Here is an 18,553-nt window from a genome sequence, read left to right on the forward strand (position 1 = left end):
CGGAACTGGTCGAGCTGAGCTGGGAGATCAGCCCTGGAGACGCGCGCCGATGCCGCCGATCGAGGACTTGTTGTCCTCTTCCTGGCGGGCGTAGACGTCCGCCGAGGACGCGATCTGCTCGGCGATGCTGCGCAGCGCCTCCTGGAGCTTCTTCGCGTCGTCCTGGAAGCGCAGCATCAGGTTGTCGAACGCCGTCGCGGCCTCGCCGCGCCAGGTGGACTTCACGGTGTCGACGGCGTTCTGCACGCCGCGCAGCGTCGCCTGCGTGTCGCCATCCACGTCGATGATGCGCTTGGCCAGGGCGTCGAGCTCGGCTGCGGTAACTTCCAATGCCATTGGAGATGCCCCCTTCAGAGAACTTCAGGTCGTACTTCTTGGTCCGTACGCCTCTTCCGACGCATGACCCTGCCACGCCGGTTCCGTCCTGTCGCGACTTCTTTCGAAGTAGTTGCGCTAGTAAACGGCGCCGGGTGAAACCGCCATCTCAGTAGAGGATTCGCGACTGCGAAAAGTCCTCGTCATCGTCACTCACACGAGGAAGCTGACCACTCGGACCGGCGACGGCGAGAGAACCGAGAGTGGCCGGCGCTGTCTCAACTGGAGCGGACGCGACGGGCTCGGCGGCGTCCGGCACCTGCTCGACAGCCAGCCCGCGATCCACGCGGAAGCCTCGCGCGGCCTCCCGGACGTCGGCCGGGGTGGCTTTCGCGCCGGGCTCGGCCTTGTGCTCGCGAGCCCGCACAGCGAGGTCACGAGTGCGTTCCCGCAGCTTGGCATTGCGTTCACCTATCTCACCCGACGCGCGGCGGGCACGGGTGAGGGCCGCTCCGACCTCGGCGCGGAACCGGGCGAGTTCCTCGGTGGCGGACATCGGCGACTCCCTGGCGTTGCGGCTGCTACTTGATGACGAGCGAGCGGACGATCTGTTCGCAGGCGGTGCGGACCTGGTCCTTCGTGGCCTCGGTCGCCTGGCACCCCACGCTCACCTGCACCTCGCCGGCGAACTGGATGTACCACTCGACCTCGGTCGACTCGACCACTTCGCGATAGTGAACAACGGATTTCCCCGCGAATGTGGCGTCCTCGGCGAAGGCGGCGACCTCGTCGCCTTTGTCCTTGCGTTGCTGATACGTGTTCTTCAACTCGTTCAACGCGCGAGTGCGATCCCGGTCGCTGTTGTACTCGAGGGTTTGCTCCTGCACAGCAATTCGCGCTTCCGGTTGTTTGCTATCGGAATTCGTGCGCTCAATCGGTTGCAAAAGCACCTGGCGGTCCTTGGCGGCACCGCCGGTCTGCTCCCACCCGCCCGGACGGGTGAAGCTGTAGTCGTAGACGGCGATCTGGTCACCAGCGGGCGTGGGCTGCTCCGGCGTGCCGTTCGGCTTGAACCAGAAGTAGGCCCCGACCCCGGCCGCCGCGAGCACGACGACGACACCGATCGCGACGAACAACGGCGTCCTGCTCTTCTTCCGCGGCGGCGGTGGCGAGGCCATCGGGAACGGAACGGGGAACTGCCCCGGCGGCGGGGGCGTGATCCGGCGGGTGATCTTGCGGGTGGTCTCCTCGCCGACGCGGATGTTGTGAGTGACCTCACCCGACGGCCCCAGGGACTGCTGGGCGACGCCCCCGGTCCGTTCCGGGTCCAGGCTGACCGCCCGCAGCGCGCCCCGGGCCACCACGGTCTCCGGCTGGTCGATGCTCGTCGGCACGATCCGCAGCTGCTCGTGCACCATCCGCGCGACGAGCGGGATCCGGCTCGAGCCGCCGACCAGGAACACCCCGGCGAGCTGCTGGGGCGCGAGCCCGGCGTCGCGCACGGCGGCGGCCGCCAGCCCCGCCGCCCGGCTCAGCGGCGCGCTGATCAACTGTTCGAGGTCCGACCGCGTCACGTGCGCGTCGGGGAACGGCGGCGGCATCGGCACGTCCGTGTAGGCGTGCCGGGACAACGTCTCCTTGGCGCCGCGCACGTCCTGCCGCAGCACCCGCCGCTTGCGCCGGTCGGCCATCTCCCTGCCCTCGACGAGCTGGCGCCAGGCCTCGGGGTCCTTGGCCGCGACGAGCCCGCCGACGTGCTCGAGCAACGCCTGGTCGATGTCGGCGCCGCCGAAACTCGGGTCGCCCTTGGCGGACAGCACCCGGAAGCTCTTGCCCGTCCGCGTCACCACGCTGGCGTCGACCGTGCCACCGCCGAGGTCGAGCACGGCAAGCGAGGCACCGTCCGGAACGGAGTGGCTCGCGGAGTGGAAGACGGCGGCGGCGACGGGTTCGGGCACCAGCACGACCTCGCGCCCCAGACCGCGGGCCGCCTGCAGCAGGACGCGCGTGCGGACCGTGCCCCAGTCGGCGGGATGGGTGAGCACGAGAAGGTCGACGGGCGCACCACCACCAACGCGCCGTGCCTCACCAACGGCACGTGCCAGCACCGCGCGCACAACGTCCACAACGGGCAGCACGGTGCTACCGAGCAGCAACTCCCCCTCGTCGACGCGGCGCTTCGGGTGCGGCTCGTAGCGGGCGGGGTCGACGGCGGCCTGCCGCTCGGCCTCCTGGCCGACGAACAGCGTGCCGTCGGCCGCGGCGAACACGGCGGACGGCACCAGCGGCTGGCCGTCGAACACGACGACCTGCGGCTCCCGGCCGTGCGCGGAGATCGCGACGCAGGTGCTCGACGTGCCGAAGTCGACCGCGACGTGCAGGCTCATGCACCTTCCCCTCTTCCGCGCACATGCTTACCCGATATGACCGGCTCGAACGACATGGATGACGAAGGTCGTCTCACTCCCGGACGAGAGCGAGCTTCGCCGCCAGCCACTCAGCCCGTTCTTCCCTCCCCGCCTGAGCGAGGTCCATCGCCCGTTCCCAGGCGCGGACCGCGTCGTCATGACGCCCGAGGCGGAACAGCAGCGGACCAAGGTCCTCGTCCAGCACCTCGATCTCCGTGGCCACGTCCGTGAACCTCCGCAGCTCGTCCAGGGCGTGCTCGAGCAGCGCGAGCGCCTCGTCCAGCAGGTTGAGCCCGGAGAGGGAGGCGGCGATCAACGCGTCCACCCTGGCCGCCAGGTACTCGTCACCGCCCTCGCGCACGGCGGCACGCGCCCGCTCGCCTGCGTGCACCGCTTCGGAGTAGCGGTTGAGGTCGTTGAGGTTGCCGACGATGTTGATCAGGCAGATGGTCTGCGAGTGGAGGTCGTCCGCCTCGACCGCGAGAGCGTGGGCCCGGAGCAGGCAGTCGAGCGACTCCTCGCGGCGGCCGGTCAGCATGTAGGCGATGCTCATGTTGTTCAGCGCCGACGACTCGGCGACCCGCTCACCGGCCGCGTGCACGAGCGGCAACGCGTTTTCGAAGGTGCGCAGACCCTCCTCGTGATGTCCGAGGTCGACGTACATCGAGGCGATCTTCACCTGGACCAGGCCCTGTTCACGGGCCGAACCGATCGACTGGACCTCCTTGAGCATCTCCAGCAGCTCCCGGCTACGCGCGCCTTCGATGATGTTCTGGGTGCGCAGGAGGAACGGAACCAGTTGCGCCAGCAGTTCCCAGCCGCGGGCCAGCGCCGCGCGCATCACAGCACGGAGGTTGTTCCACTCGTCGCGTCCCCAGGCGAGTGCGTTGTGCCGAGTCGGGAACCGCTGCCCGGCGACACCGGTCGTGACCTCGCCGGGTCGCATGACCTGGGTCACCCCTTGCGTCTCCATGGCGTTGAAGAGCGTGTGGACATACCACTCCGTCAGCCTCAGCGCGGCCTCTTCGTCGTCGCCGCACAGCTCACCCGCGTACGCGCGCAACAGGTCGTGCAGGTCGTATCGGCCAGGAGTGCGGGACTGCACGAGGTGGTCGGCGACCAGCCGTTCCAGCAGACGCCGGGCCTGGGCCGCGGAGCACCCGGCGAGCGCGGCCGCCGCGTTGACGTCGAGGTCCACCCCGGGGTGGACGGACAGCAGCCGGAACATCCGTGCCGACTCGGCGTCAAGGGCCCGGTAGGACCAGGAGAAGACCGCCCGCACGTCGACGTCGTCGTAGTCGGTCAGCGCGTCGAGCCGTGCCTCGTCCAGCTCCGCCACGAACTCCCGCAGCGGCACGTCGGGGAAGCGCGCGACCCGTTCCGCGAACACCCGCAGCGCCAGCGGAAGCCCTGCACACCGCTCGACGATCCCGCGTGCAGCGTCCGGTTCGGCGTCGAGCCGCTCGGCACCGAGGACGGCCGCGAGCAGCTCCAGCGCCGCCTCCAGGTCCAGCTGCCGCAGGCCGATGGACGTGGCGTCGTGCTGCGAGACCAGGGTGCGGAACTGGTTGCGGCTGGTGATCACGACCCGCACCCCCGGCGCGCCGGGCAGCAGCGGCAACACCTGGCGTGGCGCGGCGGCGTTGTCGAGCACCAGGACCATCCGCCGGTCGACGAGGGTGGTGCGCAGCAACGCGAACCGCGCGTCCGCGGCGGAGGGCACCTTCTCGACACCCAGCCCCACCAGCAGTGTCTCCGCCGCAGCAGCCGGGTCGACCGGCTGCGCGTCGGAGTCGAAGCCTCGCAGGTTCAGGTACAGGTCCCCGTCGGGGAAGTCGTCGCGCGCCTCCCGCGCCCAGCGCAGCGCCAAGGCGGTCTTCCCGACGCCACCGACGCCGTGCACGACGGTGACACCGCCCGTTCCGCTGAGGACGCCGAGCTCCTCGTCACGACCGACGAAGTTCCGGACGCCGGCGGGCAGCTGACGCGGCACCTGACGTCCTCCCGCGGGCACCTCGCCCCGCAGGACCTGCTGGTGCAGCTCGCGCAGTGCCGGGCCGGGGTCGACGCCGAGCTCGTCCGCGAGCTTCTCGCGCACCCGCTGGTAGGTGGCGAGCGCCTCGGCCTGCTGACCCGCGCGGCACAGGGCGAGCATCAGCTGCTGCCAGAACGACTCGCGCAACGGGTGATCGGTGACCAGCGACTTCAGCTCGGCGACGAGTTCACGGCCGAGGCCGCGGTGCAGGTCGGCACCGATGCGGGACTCCAACGCGTCGAGCCGTTCCGCTTCGAGCGCCGGCACGTCCTCGCGGTGCAGCGCGTCCGAGGCGACGTCGCCCAGCACCGGACCGCGCCACAGCGACGTGGCGGTCGTGAAGTCCTGCGACGCCACCATCGCCCTGAACCGCAGCAGGTCCAGCTCGTCCTGGCCCACGTCGAACCGGTAGCCGCCCGGCAGGGTGCGCACGCGGCTCGCGGTGCCGAGCGACTTGCGCAGACGGGCCACGACCATCTGCAGCGTCTTGTGGACACGGTCGGCGGTCGGCGGCTCGCCGTCCCACAACCGCTCGACCAGCTCGTCCACCGACACGAACTGGTTGGGGCGCAGCAACAGCGTCGCCAGCAGTGTCTGCACGCGGCCTGCGGGCACCGGTACCAGCACCCCGTCGGCGAGCACCTCCAGCGGGCCGAGCACCCGGAACTCGACGTTCACCATCACCCCTCCAACTCCGCGATCCTGGCCCGCAGCTGTTCCGCAACCTTCTCGTTGCCCAGGTCCTCGCGCACCCGCAAGGCCTCCTCCAACGCGACGAGGGCGTCCTTCGCACGTCCGGCGCGGACGTGCGCCTCGGCGAGGTTCTCCAGCGTGACGACCCTGATCGCGTCGGGCAGCTGGTCGGCGGGCAGGGCGAGCACGCGCCGGAACACCCCCACCGCCTCGTCGAGGTGACCGCGTTCCAGGTGCAACAGACCACGGGTGTCCAAAGTGGACGCGACCAGGTCGGTCATGCCCGCCTCCTCGACGACCGCGCGGGCCTCGTCGTTCGCGGCGAGCGCGGCGTCGAAGTCCTCGAGCGCCAGCAGCGTCATCGAGTAGTTGTTCAGCGCGATGGCCAGGCCGGACGGTGAGCCCTGCTCCACGCGCTTCGCGACGGCGCGTTCGTGCAGGACCTTCGCCTGCGCCAGGTCGCCGCTCAGCGCGTGGTTGATCGCCCACTGGTCGAGGGTGACGGCGATGCCGTGCAGGTGGCCGATCTCCTCGCGCACCCGCAGCGCTTCGGCGTAGTGGCCGTCGGCGGCGGTGAAGTCGCCCAGCGCCGAGAGCGCGTTGGCGAGCGAGTGCAGCGTGACGCCCTCCGCGTACCTGTCCCCGCTCGCCCTGGCCGCCGCGAGGGCCACGTGGGTGAGCTCGATCCGTTCGGACGGACGTCCGCGCAGGTAGAGGTAGCCGAACATGACCGTCGCGAGCTGCCAGGCGTGCTGGTGCAGGCCGTGGTCGCCGGCGAGGCGGACGGCGGCCAGGAGGTTCTCGTGCTCGGTCTCGCACCAGGCCGCCGCCACCGCCGGGTCGTCGAACAGCACCGGCCGCACGTCGCCGGGCAACGGGCTCAGCGCGACGTCCGACCGGCTGCGGCGCAGCACTCCGTCGGCGCTGTCCACCGAGTGCAGGTAGAACTCCAGCAGCCGTCGCACCGCCGCCGGCCGTTCGTCCTCCGGCAACGACCGGGCGTACGCGCGCAGGAGGTCGTGGGACGCGTACCGGCCGGGTGTGTGCTCGGTGCCGAGGTGCATGCGCGCCAGCGTTTGCAGCGACCGGTGCACCTCGGCGCGGCGGCGGCCGTCGAGGGCCGTGGCGGCGTCGAGCGAGACGTCCGGGCCCGTCGTCGCGCCGAGCAGCCGGAAGAGCCTCGCGGTGGCGGGGTCGAGTCGGCTGCAGGACGCGGCGAAGACCGCTTCGACGTGCGGCATCGGGCGCGCGGCGAGTTCATCGACGAGGGCGCGCAGGGTGAGACCGGGGTCGTCGGCGGCTCTGGAGGCGGTGACGGCGAGCGCCAGCGGCAGGCCGCCGCAGAACGCGACCAGGTCCGCGACCGCGTCCGGTTCGGCGGCCACGCGCGCGGCGCCGAGGTGGGTGGTGAGCAGCGCTACGGCCTCGTCGTCGCCGAGCAGGCCGAGCGTCACCGGGACCGCGCCCTCGCGCACGACGAGTCCCGTGAACCGGTTGCGGCTGGTGATCACGGCCACGCAGCCCGGGCCGGCGGGCAGCAGCGGGCGGACCTGCTCGACGTCGCGGGCGTTGTCGAGGACCACCAGCACGCGGCGGCCGGCGAGGACGCTGCGGTAGAGCGCCGCGCGTTCGGGCAGGTCCGCGGGAACCCTGCCGCCGGTCACCCCGAACGCCCCGAGGAACGCGGCCAGCACCTCGGCCGGGCTCGCGGGGTCGGCGGACGGGTCGAAGCCGCGCAGGTCGGCGTACAGCCGGCCGTCGGGGAAGCGGTCCGCGACCGAGTGCGCCCACTTCACCGCCAGGGCCGTCTTGCCGATGCCCGCCGTGCCGTCGATCGCGGTGATCACCACCGCCGCCCCGGCCTCGGCGGCCTCGGTGAGCCTCGCCAGTTCGGCGTCGCGACCGGTGAAGTGCTCGGCCACCGCGGGCAGCCCGCGCGGCGCCCCCGGCCGCGAGCCCGGGTCGAGGAGCCGCGCGTGCAGGTCGCGCAACGGCCGTCCGGGCTCGACGCCCAGCTCGTCGTCGAGGTGGGCGCGGATCTGCTCGTACGCGGCCAGCGCCTCCCGCGACCGTCCCGCCTGGTGCAGCGCCTGCACCAGTTGCGCCCAGAAACCCTCGCGCAACGGGTGTTGCGCGGTCAGCTCCCGCAGTTCGTCCACCAGTTCGGCACCGCGCCCGCACGCCAGGTCCGCGTCGATCCGGCGGCCGTGCACCACGAGCCGTTCCTCGACGAGCGGCGGCACGTCCTCGCGGTGCAGGTGCGGCGAGTCCACGTTGGACGCCACCCCGCCACGCCAGTGCGCGAGCGCCGCCGCGAACTCCCCCTCGGCGGCGAGGCGCCGGAACCGCGTGAGGTCGAGGTCGTCCTCACCGACCTCCGCCAGGTAGCCACCGGTCGCCGTGCGGACGCGGTTGGCGTCTCCCAACGCCATCCGCAGCCGCCGCACGACCTCGTGCAACGTCTTGTGCGCGCGGTCGAGGGTGGGCGGCGCGCCGTCCCACAGCCGGTCCACCAGCTCGTCGACGGACACGAACCTGTTGGGCCGCAACAACAACGTCGCCAGCAGCACCCGGCAGCGCCCGGCCGGAACCGCCACGGGCACGCCGTCGCGCAGCACCTCGAGCGGTCCGAGGACGCGGTACTCGACGTTCACGGCTCCTCCTCCCTGGATCGCGTGTGACCGGAGTGTGAGCGGCGACCGGCAAGGTCATCACCAGCCGAGGACCACAGCGACAGGGACTGCCTGGGGGGCCGCTGTGATCCGGCGCCGTCGCGGTACACCTCTTCCACCGCGGCGGCGCCTCGGCTCACAACCCGGCCAGCCGTTCGGCCAGCACGTCCGCCCGCTCACTGCCGATGTCACGCCACAGCGCGATCGCGCGTTGCCACGACACGACCGCCTCGTCACGGCGGCCCACCGCCAGCAACGCGTTGCCGAGCAGTTCGCGCAGGCCCGCCTCTCCGCCGGGGTCGACGAAGCGCGCCTGCGCCGTGATCCCGGCTTGACGGTCCCCCGTCTCGCGCATCAGCTCGAGCGCACTGCGGTACAGGTGGAGGGACTCGTCCCGCCGTCCAGCCTCCTCGTGGACCGACGCCATCTTGAGCCCCAGCAGCGCCTGCTCGTGGGGCGAGCCGAAGCCCGCGACCGCCTCGAACATCCCCACGGCCTCGTGGCGGTGGGCGGGGCGCATGGTGACGTGGTCGATCAGGTGCGTCGTGATCAGCAGGGCGGGCCGCTTCCAGCCCCGCCTGATCGCCGCGGTCGTGACCGCCTTCAGGTTCTCCCACTCCTGCCGGCGCCACATGAGCGCCTCGAACCGGCTGGAGAACTGCTGGGGCACCACACCCGACGTCACCTCGTCCGCCGGCACCCCCGCGTCGACGCCGCTCTCCGCCGTGGCGTTCTGCAGGGTGTGGAGGTACCACTCGGTCAGCCGCAGCGCAGCGGCCTCGTCATCGCCGCACAGCTCCGCCGCGTAGGCGCGCAGCAGGTCGTGCACGCAGTAGCGGCCGAGCCACCGCGTCTGCACGAGACCGTCGGCGGCCAGCCGTTCCAGCAGGCGGCGCGCCTCGGAGACCGGCCGGTCCACCAGCGCGGCGACGGCGCTCACGTCGTAGTCGGCTCCGGGGTGGACGGACAGCAGCCGGAACATCCGCGCCGACTCCTCGTCCAGCGCGCGGTAGGACCAGCTGAACACCGCGCGCACGTCCAGGTCGTCGAAGTCGCTCAACGCGTCGAGCCGCGCGCTCTCCAGTTCCGCGACGAACTCCCGCAGCGACGTGTCCGGGAAGCGCGACACCCGTTCGGCGAACACCCTCAGCGCGAGCGGCAGTCCCGCGCACCGCCGCACGATCTCGCGCGCGGACTCCGGTTCGGCGTCGAGCCTGTCCTCGCCGAGCACGGCGGCGAGCAGCGACCGCGCGTGCTCGACCCCCAGCTGCCGCACCTCGACCGACGTCGCGTCGTGCCGGGAGACGAGCGCCCGGAGCCGGGTGCGGCTGGTGATCACGACCCGTGCACCGGACGTGCCGGGCAGCAGCGGGAGCACCTGGCTCGACGTCGCGGCGTTGTCGAGGACGATCAGCACCCGCCGATCGGTCAGGGTGCCGCGCAGCAGCGCGAACCGGGCTTCTGCCCCCGCGGGCACGTCGTCCACACCCAGCCCGACCAGCAGGGTCTCGGCGGCGGACGCCGGGTCGACCGGTTGACCGTCCGGGTCGAACCCCCGCAGGTTCACGTACAGGTCGCCGTCCGGGAAGTCGTCGCGGACGGCGTGGGCCCAGCGCAACGCGAGCGTCGTCTTGCCGATGCCGCCGACGCCGTGCACGACCGCGACGCCGGTGGACTCGTCGAGCAGCCCGAGCTCCTCGTCCCGGCCGACGAAGTTCCGCACCACCGCCGGCAGCTGGCGCGGCACCCGCGGGTGGGCGCCGGGAGCGACGTCCGAACGCAGGATCTGCTCGTGCAGCTCGCGCAACGCCGGTCCGGGGGCGACGCCGAGCTCGTCGGCCAGCAGCTCCCTGATCTCCTGGTACGCCCGCAACGCCTCGGCCTGCCGCCCCGACCGGTGCAGCGCGAGCACCAGGTGCCGCCAGAACGGCTCCCGCAACGGGTGTTCGGCCACCAGCGACCGCAGCTCCGCCACCAGCTCACCGGACAGCCCCTCGTCGAGGTCGGCGTCGATGCGCCGCTCCAGCACCGCGAGCCGCTCGGCGACCAGGCGCGGCACCTCGTCGCGGTGCAGCCGCTCCGACACCACGTTGCCGAGGACGGGCCCGCGCCACAACGCCGACGCGGCACCGAAGTCACCGGACCTCGCCAGCTCGCGGAACCGCAGCAGGTCGAGTTGGTCGGGGTCCAGTTCCGCGAAGTAGCCCCCAGGCCGCGTGCGCACGCAGTCCGCCGCGCCCAGCGCCACCCTCAGCCGGCGCACGACCATCTGCAACGTCTTGTGCGCACGGTCGGCCGACGGCGGATCACCGTCCCAGACGTGGTCGACCAACTCGTCGACGGACACGAACTGGTTGGGCCGCAACAGCAGTGTCGCCAGCAGCACGTGGCACCGGCCACCCGGGACAGGCACCGGCTCGCCGTCGAGCAGCACCTCCAACGGCCCCAGCACGCGGTACTCGGCTCGCATCGGTCCCCCAGGTTCCGCGGCCAGTTTAGACGGTGTGTGATCGCGGTGTGAGCGAAGTGTGAGCGGGGCCGTGCAGAGTGTTGCTCAGCGGTGCTGGTGGCAAAGGTTCCTGGGGGGCCACCAGCACCGCTCGCCAGTTCCCGGCCTCCACCGGCGTGAGCGCACCGCCGATGGGTCGTGCTCGGCCGGTCCTTCCGCTGTACCTCCCTCTTCACCGTGGAGGGACCGGTCGCCCGCTCGGTTGCGGAGCGGTGAGTGCACGGGCCCGGACCCGGTGTGACCGAAGTGTGAGCGCGACCGGGCAGAGTGGACCTCAGCCGGAACGACGGGAGTGACGTCGAAGTCCTGGGGGGACGTCACCACCGCCGTGCCTCGTCCGGGCCGCCCTCCCAGTGGTGCGGTCCGGGCGGGAATCCGGTCATGGGGGGAACCGGACGGTCCCCTGCTGTCCGGTCAAGGCCCGCGGCTCCGGCCGCGGGCCTTTTTCCTGCCCGCGAACGCTCACGCGCGACGTCATCAAGACGTGAGCGACGCGTGAGCGCGGTGGTGAATAGTCCTCACCAGCCGGTTCGGTCGAGTCAGATCTGGGGGAGACTCGGCGGACCGGCTCGGAACCCGGCGCGGTCGCCTCCCTCTTGACCGCACCGGCGATGGGGGGAACCGGACAGTCCCCTGCTGTCCGGCCATGGCCCGCGGCTTCGGCTGCGGGCCTTTTCCGTGTGCGCGGCAGGCTGTGCGGGTCGTTCGGTGTTCGCGGCCAGAACCCCGGAACGACTCGTGGGTGGCCCCGCCGCCAAGGCGAGACCACCCACGAGAAACCCGGACCGGAGTTCTAGTCGGGCGGGATCCAGGCGAACTGGATGCGCTGCTGACCGTGCTTGCGGGTCACGAGCGTGCCCCGGCCGGGAGGCTGCGGCGACGGCTTCAGGTTGCCGACGATGTTGCCCTCCTCCTTCGAGCCGGAACCGACGAAGATCGGCGCCGCGATCTCCTTCAGCTTGCCGACGATCGGGTCGTACATCGCGCGGGACGCACCACCCATGCGACGCATCACGACGACGTGCAGACCGACGTCCTTCGCCTGCGGGATGAACTCCGCCAGCGGCGCCATCGGGTTCGCGCCACCCTGCGGGGCGACGAGGTCGTAGTCGTCGACGATGACGAAGACCTCGGGGCCCTTCCACCAGGAGCGGTTCTTGAGCTGCTCCTGCGTGACGTCCGGGCCGGGCATGCGGCCCTGGAGCGAGCCGCGGATCTCCTGGACGTTCTGGGTGAACTGGGGACCGGACACCGCGTAGCTGAGCAGGTGGTCGGTGTCGATGAAGCCGAGCATCGTGCGGCGGTAGTCCGCGAGCAGGATCAACGCCTCGGACGAGGTGTAGCTCTGCATGATGCCGCGGACGATCGTGCGCAGGATGTTCGTCTTGCCCGACTCGCCGTCCGCCAGGCCGACGAAGTGCGGGTCCGCGTCGAAGTCCAGGTAGACCGGGGCGAGCTCGTCCTCGTTGACACCGACCGGGACCAGGTGGCCGCGGTTGGGCATGACCTGCTGGACGTGCGCCATGAGCTGACCGTGGTCGAGCATGTCGGGCAGCATCCGGACCTGCGGGGCGTGCTGGCCCTGCCAGGACTGGGTGAGCTTGGCGGCGAGGTCCTGGACACCGGCCGTGACCGTGTTGGCGTCCTGCGAGGTGTCGATGCGCGGCAGGCCGACCAGGAAGTGCAGCCTGCGGCCCGTCGAGCCGTCGAGCGTGATGCCGCGGCCGGGACGGCCGGGCGGCACGTTCACCGCGACCTTGCGGTCGACCTCGGACTCGCTCGGGTCACCGAGGCGGAGCTCGAAGCGCGTGCCGAGGAGGTCCTTCATGGCGGGGCGGATCTCCGCCCACCGGCTCGCACCGACGATCACGTGCACGCCGTACGACAGACCCTGCGCGGCGAGCGCCTGGATCTGCGGCTCGACCATCTCGAACTCCTGGCGGAAGTTCATCCAGCCGTCGACGATCAGGAACGCGTCGCCGAAGGCGTCGTCCTTGATCTCACCGCGCCGCTTGCGGTTGCGGAACTCCGCGAGCTCGATGCGCTGGTCGCGCCAGCGGACCTCGCGCTCGGAGATCAGCGTCTGGAGCTCGGCCACCATGCGGCGGACCTTGTCGACGTCGAGACGACCGGCGAAACCACCGACGTGCGGCAGGTCCTCCATCGCCGCGAGCGAACCACCACCGAGGTCGATGCAGTAGAACTGCACCTCCTCCGGCGTGTGCGTCAGCGCCATCGACGCGATGATCGTGCGCAGCAGCATCGACTTGCCGGACTGCGGACCACCGACGATCGCACCGTGGCCCGCGGCACCGGAGAAGTCGGCCCACAGCAGGTCGCGGCGCTGTTCGAACGGCTTGTCGACGATGCCGACGGGGATCTGGAGCGTGCTGTTGGCCGGGTAGCCGGGCGACGTGAGACCGCGGTCCGGCGTCACGTCGAGCGGCGGCAGCATCGTGTCCATCGTGGGCGGCTCGTTGAGCGGCGGCAGCCACACCTCGTGCGCGGGCGGGCCCTGGCCGACGAGCCGGTTCACGATGAGCTCGAGCTGGGTCGGCTCGTTCGCGTCCTCCTTGACCGGCTCCGCCACCTTGACGGGCTCGACCGGGCGCTCCGGCTCCTTCGGGATCTCGATGAAGTCGGGCACGAAGAACCGCGGCCGCTTGTCGCTGCGCACGGCCACCGACTCGCCGACGGACTGCATGCCCGCCGGGCGGTAGGTGCCCGAGACGTAGAGCGCCTTGAACCTGGTCAGCGGCATGCCCTGCACGCTCAGGTAACCGGAACCCGGGATCGGCGGCAGCTCGTAGGCGTCCGGCACACCGATCGCCGCGCGGGACTCCGCCGCGTTGAACGTCTTCAGACCGATCCGGTACGAGAGGAACGTGTCGAGACCGCGGAGCTTGCCCTCCTCCAGTCGCTGCGACGCGAGGAGCATGTGCATCTGCAGCGACCGGCCGACACGACCGATCTGGAGGAAGATGTCGATGAAGTCCGGCTTCGCCGTCAGCATCTCGGAGAACTCGTCGATGCAGATGAAGAGCGCGGGCAGCGGGTCGAGCTGGGCGCCGTTCTCCCGGGCCTTCTCGTAGTCCCAGACGTTCTTGTAGTTGCCCTTCGCCAGGACCTCCTGACGACGCGACACCTCGCCCTCGATGGCGTCCTTCATGCGGTCGACCAGGCTGAGGTCGCCGGCGAGGTTGGTGATCGTCGCGGCGACGTGCGGGGCCTTGTCCAGGCCGAGGAACGTCGCACCACCCTTGAAGTCGACGAGGATCATGTTGAGCGCCGTCGAGGAGTGCGAGGCCAGCAGGCCCAGCACCAGGGTGCGGAGGAACTCCGACTTGCCGGAACCGGTGGCGCCGATGCACAGGCCGTGCGGGCCCATGCCGTCTTCCGCCGCTTCCTTGATGTCGAGCTCGACCTGCTGGCCGTGCTCGCCGATGCCGAACGGGATGCGGTAGCGGTCGCGCTTGGGCCGGGGCCGCCACGCCTGCTGCACGTCGAAGGTGATCGGGTCGCCGGGGATGCCCATGAACTCGAGCAGCGGCGGGTTGTTGCTCATCGCCAACGGGTCTTCGCCGCTGTCGCCACCGGCCTCGCCGGCCGCGCCCATGCGGTAGGGCGAGAGGCGGCGGGCCAGGGCCTCGGACTCCACGATGGACAGGCGGTCCGGCGCGCCGAACCACTCGACACCGCTCGCGGAACGGGCGCCCAGCTGGTTGTTCTCGACCACGAGGCGCAGGCCCCGGCGGGCCGTCAGGTTGCCCAGGCACTCGGAGAGGTCGAGCAGCGTGACGCCGACCAGACCCTCTTCGAGGATGATCATCTCTTCGCGGCTGATGTCGCCGTCGTCGATGACGATCACGATGTGCGGCTGGTCGGGAGGCGGCGGGGCGTTGCGGGTGAACCGCTGCCGGTCGCGCAGGTTCTCGTCCAGCATCGCCTCGATCTCGGCGAGCGAGTTCGCCATCATGCGGCGCTGGCCGATGCCGTCGATGTCGGTGGGGTGCTGGGCGTGCGGCAGCCACTTCGCCCACTCCCACAGCTGCTTGGTGCGGCCCGCGCTGACGACCGCGATCAGCAGGTCGTCCGGGGCGTGGAAGGTGACGAGCTGGGCGATGAGGGCGCGCGCGAGGTCGCGGCGGTCGTCGATCTCGCCGAGCAGGCCGACGGCGGCGAACCCGCGCAGGGCGATGGAGATCGGGAGGTCGGGCACGAGCGAGTGGGCGCGCACGAACCGGCGCAGCGCCAGCGTCGCGATCGGCTCGAGCTCCTCGACGGGACCGGTCTGCGGCGGCACCAGGCGGGTCGCGAGGCGCTGCGAGCCCCGTCCCGCGCGGAGGTGGCAGAAGTCCGGGTCGTTCTGGCGGCGTTCCCACATGCGCCTGGTGGTGGCGAGCGACCACAGCATCTGCGGGTCCGGGTGCACCCACTCGCGCTCGGCGCGCTGCTCGTCGGCCGCCTCGCGGGCGCGGTCGCGCATCTGGCCGAGGTACCGCAGGTAGTCCTTGCGGTCCTCGTTCATCTCGGCCTTCTTCTGGCCCTTGCCCGAGCCCATGCCGCTCGCCATCATGCCGATGGTCGAGATCATCATCATGCCCGGCATGATCATCGCCGCGGGCTGCCGCGGCATGAAGACGAGCATCATGCCCATCATGCCGACGGACGCCACGATCATGACGACGGGCATCGCCTTCATCATGATGTTGCCGGGGATGATCCGGGGGACCTCGGGTGGCGGTTCGAGGTGGACCTCACCGCCCGGAGGCCGGGGAGCAGCAAGGCGTGCCGTTCGCTTGAACTGCAGCGTGCTCAACTGACAGGCACCTCTTCGACTCGTTACACCACCAGTAGCAACCGACACTATTGCGCATCGTTGCGCGTCACGAAGGTGGGTCGGAAAAAAACCCAGTCGAACGTGTTCTGCGAACCACAGGTGCAGAAGGCGTCGGTGACGCCATACTAGGGCCGCCCGCCCACGATCCTGGTGGACGAATAGGGTCGGGCCGTTGATTTCTGGTGCTGATCTGACTTAGGGGGCCCTGGTGGCGACCGGTACGACGGTGTTCAGCCGTGTCACGGTGGTGGCACCTCGAACGCGTATCGACGTCGCGCTGCCTGCCGACGTGGCGGTGGCCGATCTCCTGCCCATGCTGCTGGACATGGCGAGAGAGGCCACTCCGGACGGTGGTGTGCGGCACGGTGGCTGGTGCCTCGCCAAGCTCGGCGACAACCCGCTCGACCCGGCGCGCACGCTGGCGTCGCTCGGCGTCGTGGACGGCGACCTGCTGCAGTTGCGGCGCCGCAACGAGAACCCGCCTCCGCCGTTGTACGACGACGTCGTCGACGCGATCGCGGAGTCCGACCCGGACTCGTTCCGGCCGTGGACCAAGGAGACCGCCCAGCGGTTCGGCCACATCGCCGGCGCGCTCGCGCTGATCGCGGCCGCGGTGGCGCTGTTCCTGTCCGGCCCGCTGACCGAGGGTGGTGCCGGCAGCGGTCTCGCGGCCGCCATCGCCGGTGGTGTCGGCGCGATCGCCCTGCTGGCCGCGGGCGCGACCATCGCGCGGGCCTACAGCGCGGTGTCGACCGGTGTGCTGATCGCCGCGTGCGGCTCGCTGCCGCTGGCGTTCGTCGCGGGCTACCACGCCGTGCCCGGCGCGGGCTTCAACCCGAAGATGCTGCTCGCCTCCGCGCTGATGATGATCTTCGCGTGGGGCGGCATCCTGCTGATCGGGCAGGGCATCACGGTGTTCATCGCCGCGGCGACCGGCGGCACGCTCGTGGCGCTCGCGTTCCTCGTCGCGACGTTCGTCGAGCACCCGCTGCCGGGTGTGGCCGCCGCGACCGGCGCCGTGGCGCTCGCCGCGCTGTCGATGCTGCCGAGGCTCACGCTGCAGCTCGCCAAGATCCCGCCGCCCGTCGTGCCGACGAACGCCGAGGACCTCAAGGAGGACAGCGGCTTCCCGGAGTACGCGGTCATCGAGCGCCGCACGGCCGTCGCGCACGAGTACCTGACCGGCATGATCATCGGAACCGGCGTCGTCGCGGCGCTGGCCGCCATGGTCGCCGCCACCGCCGACACGATCTGGGGCCCGATCTACGGCGTGGTCGTCGCGATCGTGCTGATGATGCGCGGCCGGGCGTACGCCAACGGCGCGCAGGCTGTCGCCCTGCTGTCGACCGGCATGTTCGCGAGCGCGGGCATCCTGCTCGGCTGGCTGATCACGACGTCGTCGTTCAACCGCATCGCGTTCGTCTTCGGCGCGCTGCTGGTGCTCGGCGCCCTCGCGCTGGTGCTCGGCGTGATCTTCCCCGGCCAGAAGTTCTCGCCGCCGCTGCGCCGCACCGTCGACATCATCGAGGCGATCCTGATCGCCTCCGTGCTGCCGCTGGCGCTCGCCGTCATGGACATGTACTCGGTCTTCCGGGGCCTGATCTCGCTATGAGGACCGGCTTCAGGCGCACCACGGCGGCAGCGACCGCCGGACTGCTTCTGCTGACGGGGACGCTGCCGCAGGCCTCCGCTCAGCCGTCGTCGTCGAACGCGGCGACAGCACGGCCGAACTCGGTGCCGCCGGACCTGCCTGCCGGCACCCCGCCGCCCAAGGACGAAGGCAAGCCCGACGTCCCGTACGAGCGGACGAACAAGGGGTGCGTCGAGTCCGACACGAAGAGCGAGCTGATCAAGACCAAGCCGTGGGGCCAGGTGCAGCTCAACCTCGACCAGGCGCACAGGTTCGCGACCGGCAAGGGCATCAAGATCGCGATCATCGACACCGGCGTCGACCCGCGCAACCCGCGGTTCGGCAACAGGGTCGAGCCGGGCGGTGACTACGTCGCCGACAAGAACGGCATCGACGACTGCGACGGTCACGGCACGGAGGTCGCGGGCGTCGCCGCCGCCGCGAAGACGGAGGGCGACTTCGTCGGCGCGGCACCGGAGGCGACGATCCTCGCGATCCGCCAGACCAGCGACCGGTTCGAGTTCAAGGGCAACGCGGCCAACCCGGAGAAGCGGGCCAGCGCCGGCAAGGTCGGCACGCTGGCCCAGGCCGTCGTCCGCGCGGCGGACAAGGGCGCCAAGGTCATCAACATCTCGTTGACGAACTGCAGCGCTCCCAAGGGCTTCAGCGCGGACGACCGGAACCTGCAGGCCGCGATCCGGTACGCCGTGGACGTCAAGGACGTCGTCGTCGTGACGGCGGCGGGCAACCTGAGCGACCAGGGCGTCGGCTGCGCGGCGCAGAACAACAACATGGACCCGAACACCGTGAACTCGGTGTCCTCGCCGGCCTGGTTCGCGAACGACGTGCTGTCGGTGGCGTCGATCGCGCAGTCCGGCGCGGTCTCCTCGTTCAGCGTGTGGGGTCCGTGGGTCAGCATCGCCGCACCGGGCGAGGAGATCATCTCCGTCGACCCCAAGGGCACCGGCCTGACGAACGCGAACGTCACCGCGCAGGGCGTGCAGGACATCAAGGGCACCAGCTTCGCCTCGCCGTACGTGGCGGGCATCACGGCGCTGGTGCGCGAGCGGTTCCCGAACCTCAAGGCGCGCCAGGTGATGGAGCGCCTCAAGGCGACGGCGCTGCACCCCGGTGGTGTGACCGGCAAGGACAACAAGACCGGCTTCGGCATGGTCAACCCGATGGCGGCGCTCACGGCCGTGCTGCCCGCCGAGGCCGCCGGCTTCAAGCCGCAGCAGCCGCGGGAGATCACCACCTCGGTCACCCCGCCGCCGGGACTCGACTGGCCGCCGATCATCGTGGCGCTGAGCGGCATCGGTCTCGGTGGTCTGCTGCTGGCGCTGACGTTGTTCATCAGGAACTCGCTCAACCGCAAGCGGGGCAGTCCCGCCTGACGGACCCCGGACGTGCGACGGCCCCGCTGAAACTGTTCCAGCGGGGCCGTCGCGCGT

General features: G+C 71.1%; 9 protein-coding genes. 2 read left to right on the plus strand and 7 right to left on the minus strand.

The annotated features are described in order from the left end of the window. Positions 1 to 27: 27 nt before the first annotated feature. The 7 genes from BMY74_RS13585 to eccCa form a co-directional block, all read right to left on the minus strand. Positions 28 to 336 carry a WXG100 family type VII secretion target gene (locus BMY74_RS13585; protein WP_089915195.1) on the minus strand — a complete coding sequence of 103 codons (309 nt, stop codon included), beginning with the start codon at positions 334 to 336 and terminating at the stop codon, positions 28 to 30. A 148-nt stretch (positions 337 to 484) separates the two neighbouring features. Next, complete coding sequence (locus BMY74_RS13590; RefSeq protein ID WP_089915198.1) at positions 485 to 871, minus strand: hypothetical protein; 387 nt, start codon at positions 869 to 871, stop codon at positions 485 to 487. Positions 872 to 896: 25 nt separating this feature from the next. Continuing rightward, entirely contained in the window at positions 897 to 2,702 is a 1,806-nt protein-coding gene (locus tag BMY74_RS13595) for a type VII secretion-associated protein (RefSeq protein WP_089915201.1), read from the minus strand. A gap of 73 nt (positions 2,703 to 2,775) precedes the next feature. Next, positions 2,776 to 5,439: an AfsR/SARP family transcriptional regulator gene (locus tag BMY74_RS46150; protein ID WP_089915203.1), complete on the minus strand. Its 2,664-nt coding sequence runs from the start codon at positions 5,437 to 5,439 to the stop codon at positions 2,776 to 2,778. Then, a complete protein-coding gene (locus BMY74_RS13605) occupies positions 5,439 to 8,105 on the minus strand; it encodes an AfsR/SARP family transcriptional regulator (RefSeq protein ID WP_089915206.1) in 2,667 nt (888 codons plus the stop codon). Before BMY74_RS13605 ends, BMY74_RS46150 begins: the two co-directional genes overlap by 1 nt. Positions 8,106 to 8,259: 154 nt before the next feature. Continuing rightward, positions 8,260 to 10,593, minus strand: a complete 2,334-nt coding sequence (locus tag BMY74_RS13610; RefSeq protein WP_089915209.1) for an AfsR/SARP family transcriptional regulator — start codon at positions 10,591 to 10,593, stop codon at positions 8,260 to 8,262. Between the two features lie 832 nt (positions 10,594 to 11,425). Beyond that, positions 11,426 to 15,451: a type VII secretion protein EccCa gene (gene eccCa / locus BMY74_RS13615; RefSeq protein ID WP_089915212.1), complete on the minus strand. Its 4,026-nt coding sequence runs from the start codon at positions 15,449 to 15,451 to the stop codon at positions 11,426 to 11,428. 229 nt (positions 15,452 to 15,680) lie between these two features. Between eccCa and eccD the strand changes: the two genes are divergently transcribed. Both eccD and mycP read left to right on the plus strand, forming a co-directional pair. Next, positions 15,681 to 17,084: a type VII secretion integral membrane protein EccD gene (gene eccD, locus BMY74_RS13620; protein ID WP_089915215.1), complete on the plus strand. Its 1,404-nt coding sequence runs from the start codon at positions 15,681 to 15,683 to the stop codon at positions 17,082 to 17,084. Further along, complete coding sequence (gene mycP, locus BMY74_RS13625; protein ID WP_089915218.1) at positions 17,081 to 18,496, plus strand: type VII secretion-associated serine protease mycosin; 1,416 nt, start codon at positions 17,081 to 17,083, stop codon at positions 18,494 to 18,496. Before eccD ends, mycP begins: the two co-directional genes overlap by 4 nt. Positions 18,497 to 18,553: the final 57 nt, after the last annotated feature.

This window comes from Lentzea albida (assembly GCF_900111005.1).
GTDB classification, from domain to species: domain Bacteria; phylum Actinomycetota; class Actinomycetes; order Mycobacteriales; family Pseudonocardiaceae; genus Lentzea; species Lentzea albida.

What these genes read in the sequence shown, in the direction of transcription:
- BMY74_RS13585 (WP_089915195.1), bottom strand. Translation starts at nt 336, where the DNA reads ATGGCATTGGAAGTTACCGCAGCCGAGCTCGACGCCCTGGCCAAGCGC.
- BMY74_RS13590 (WP_089915198.1), bottom strand. Translation starts at nt 871, where the DNA reads ATGTCCGCCACCGAGGAACTCGCCCGGTTCCGCGCCGAGGTCGGAGCG.
- BMY74_RS13595 (WP_089915201.1), bottom strand. Translation starts at nt 2,702, where the DNA reads ATGAGCCTGCACGTCGCGGTCGACTTCGGCACGTCGAGCACCTGCGTC.
- BMY74_RS46150 (WP_089915203.1), bottom strand. Translation starts at nt 5,439, where the DNA reads ATGGTGAACGTCGAGTTCCGGGTGCTCGGCCCGCTGGAGGTGCTCGCC.
- BMY74_RS13610 (WP_089915209.1), bottom strand. Translation starts at nt 10,593, where the DNA reads ATGCGAGCCGAGTACCGCGTGCTGGGGCCGTTGGAGGTGCTGCTCGAC.
- mycP (WP_089915218.1), top strand. Translation starts at nt 17,081, where the DNA reads ATGAGGACCGGCTTCAGGCGCACCACGGCGGCAGCGACCGCCGGACTG.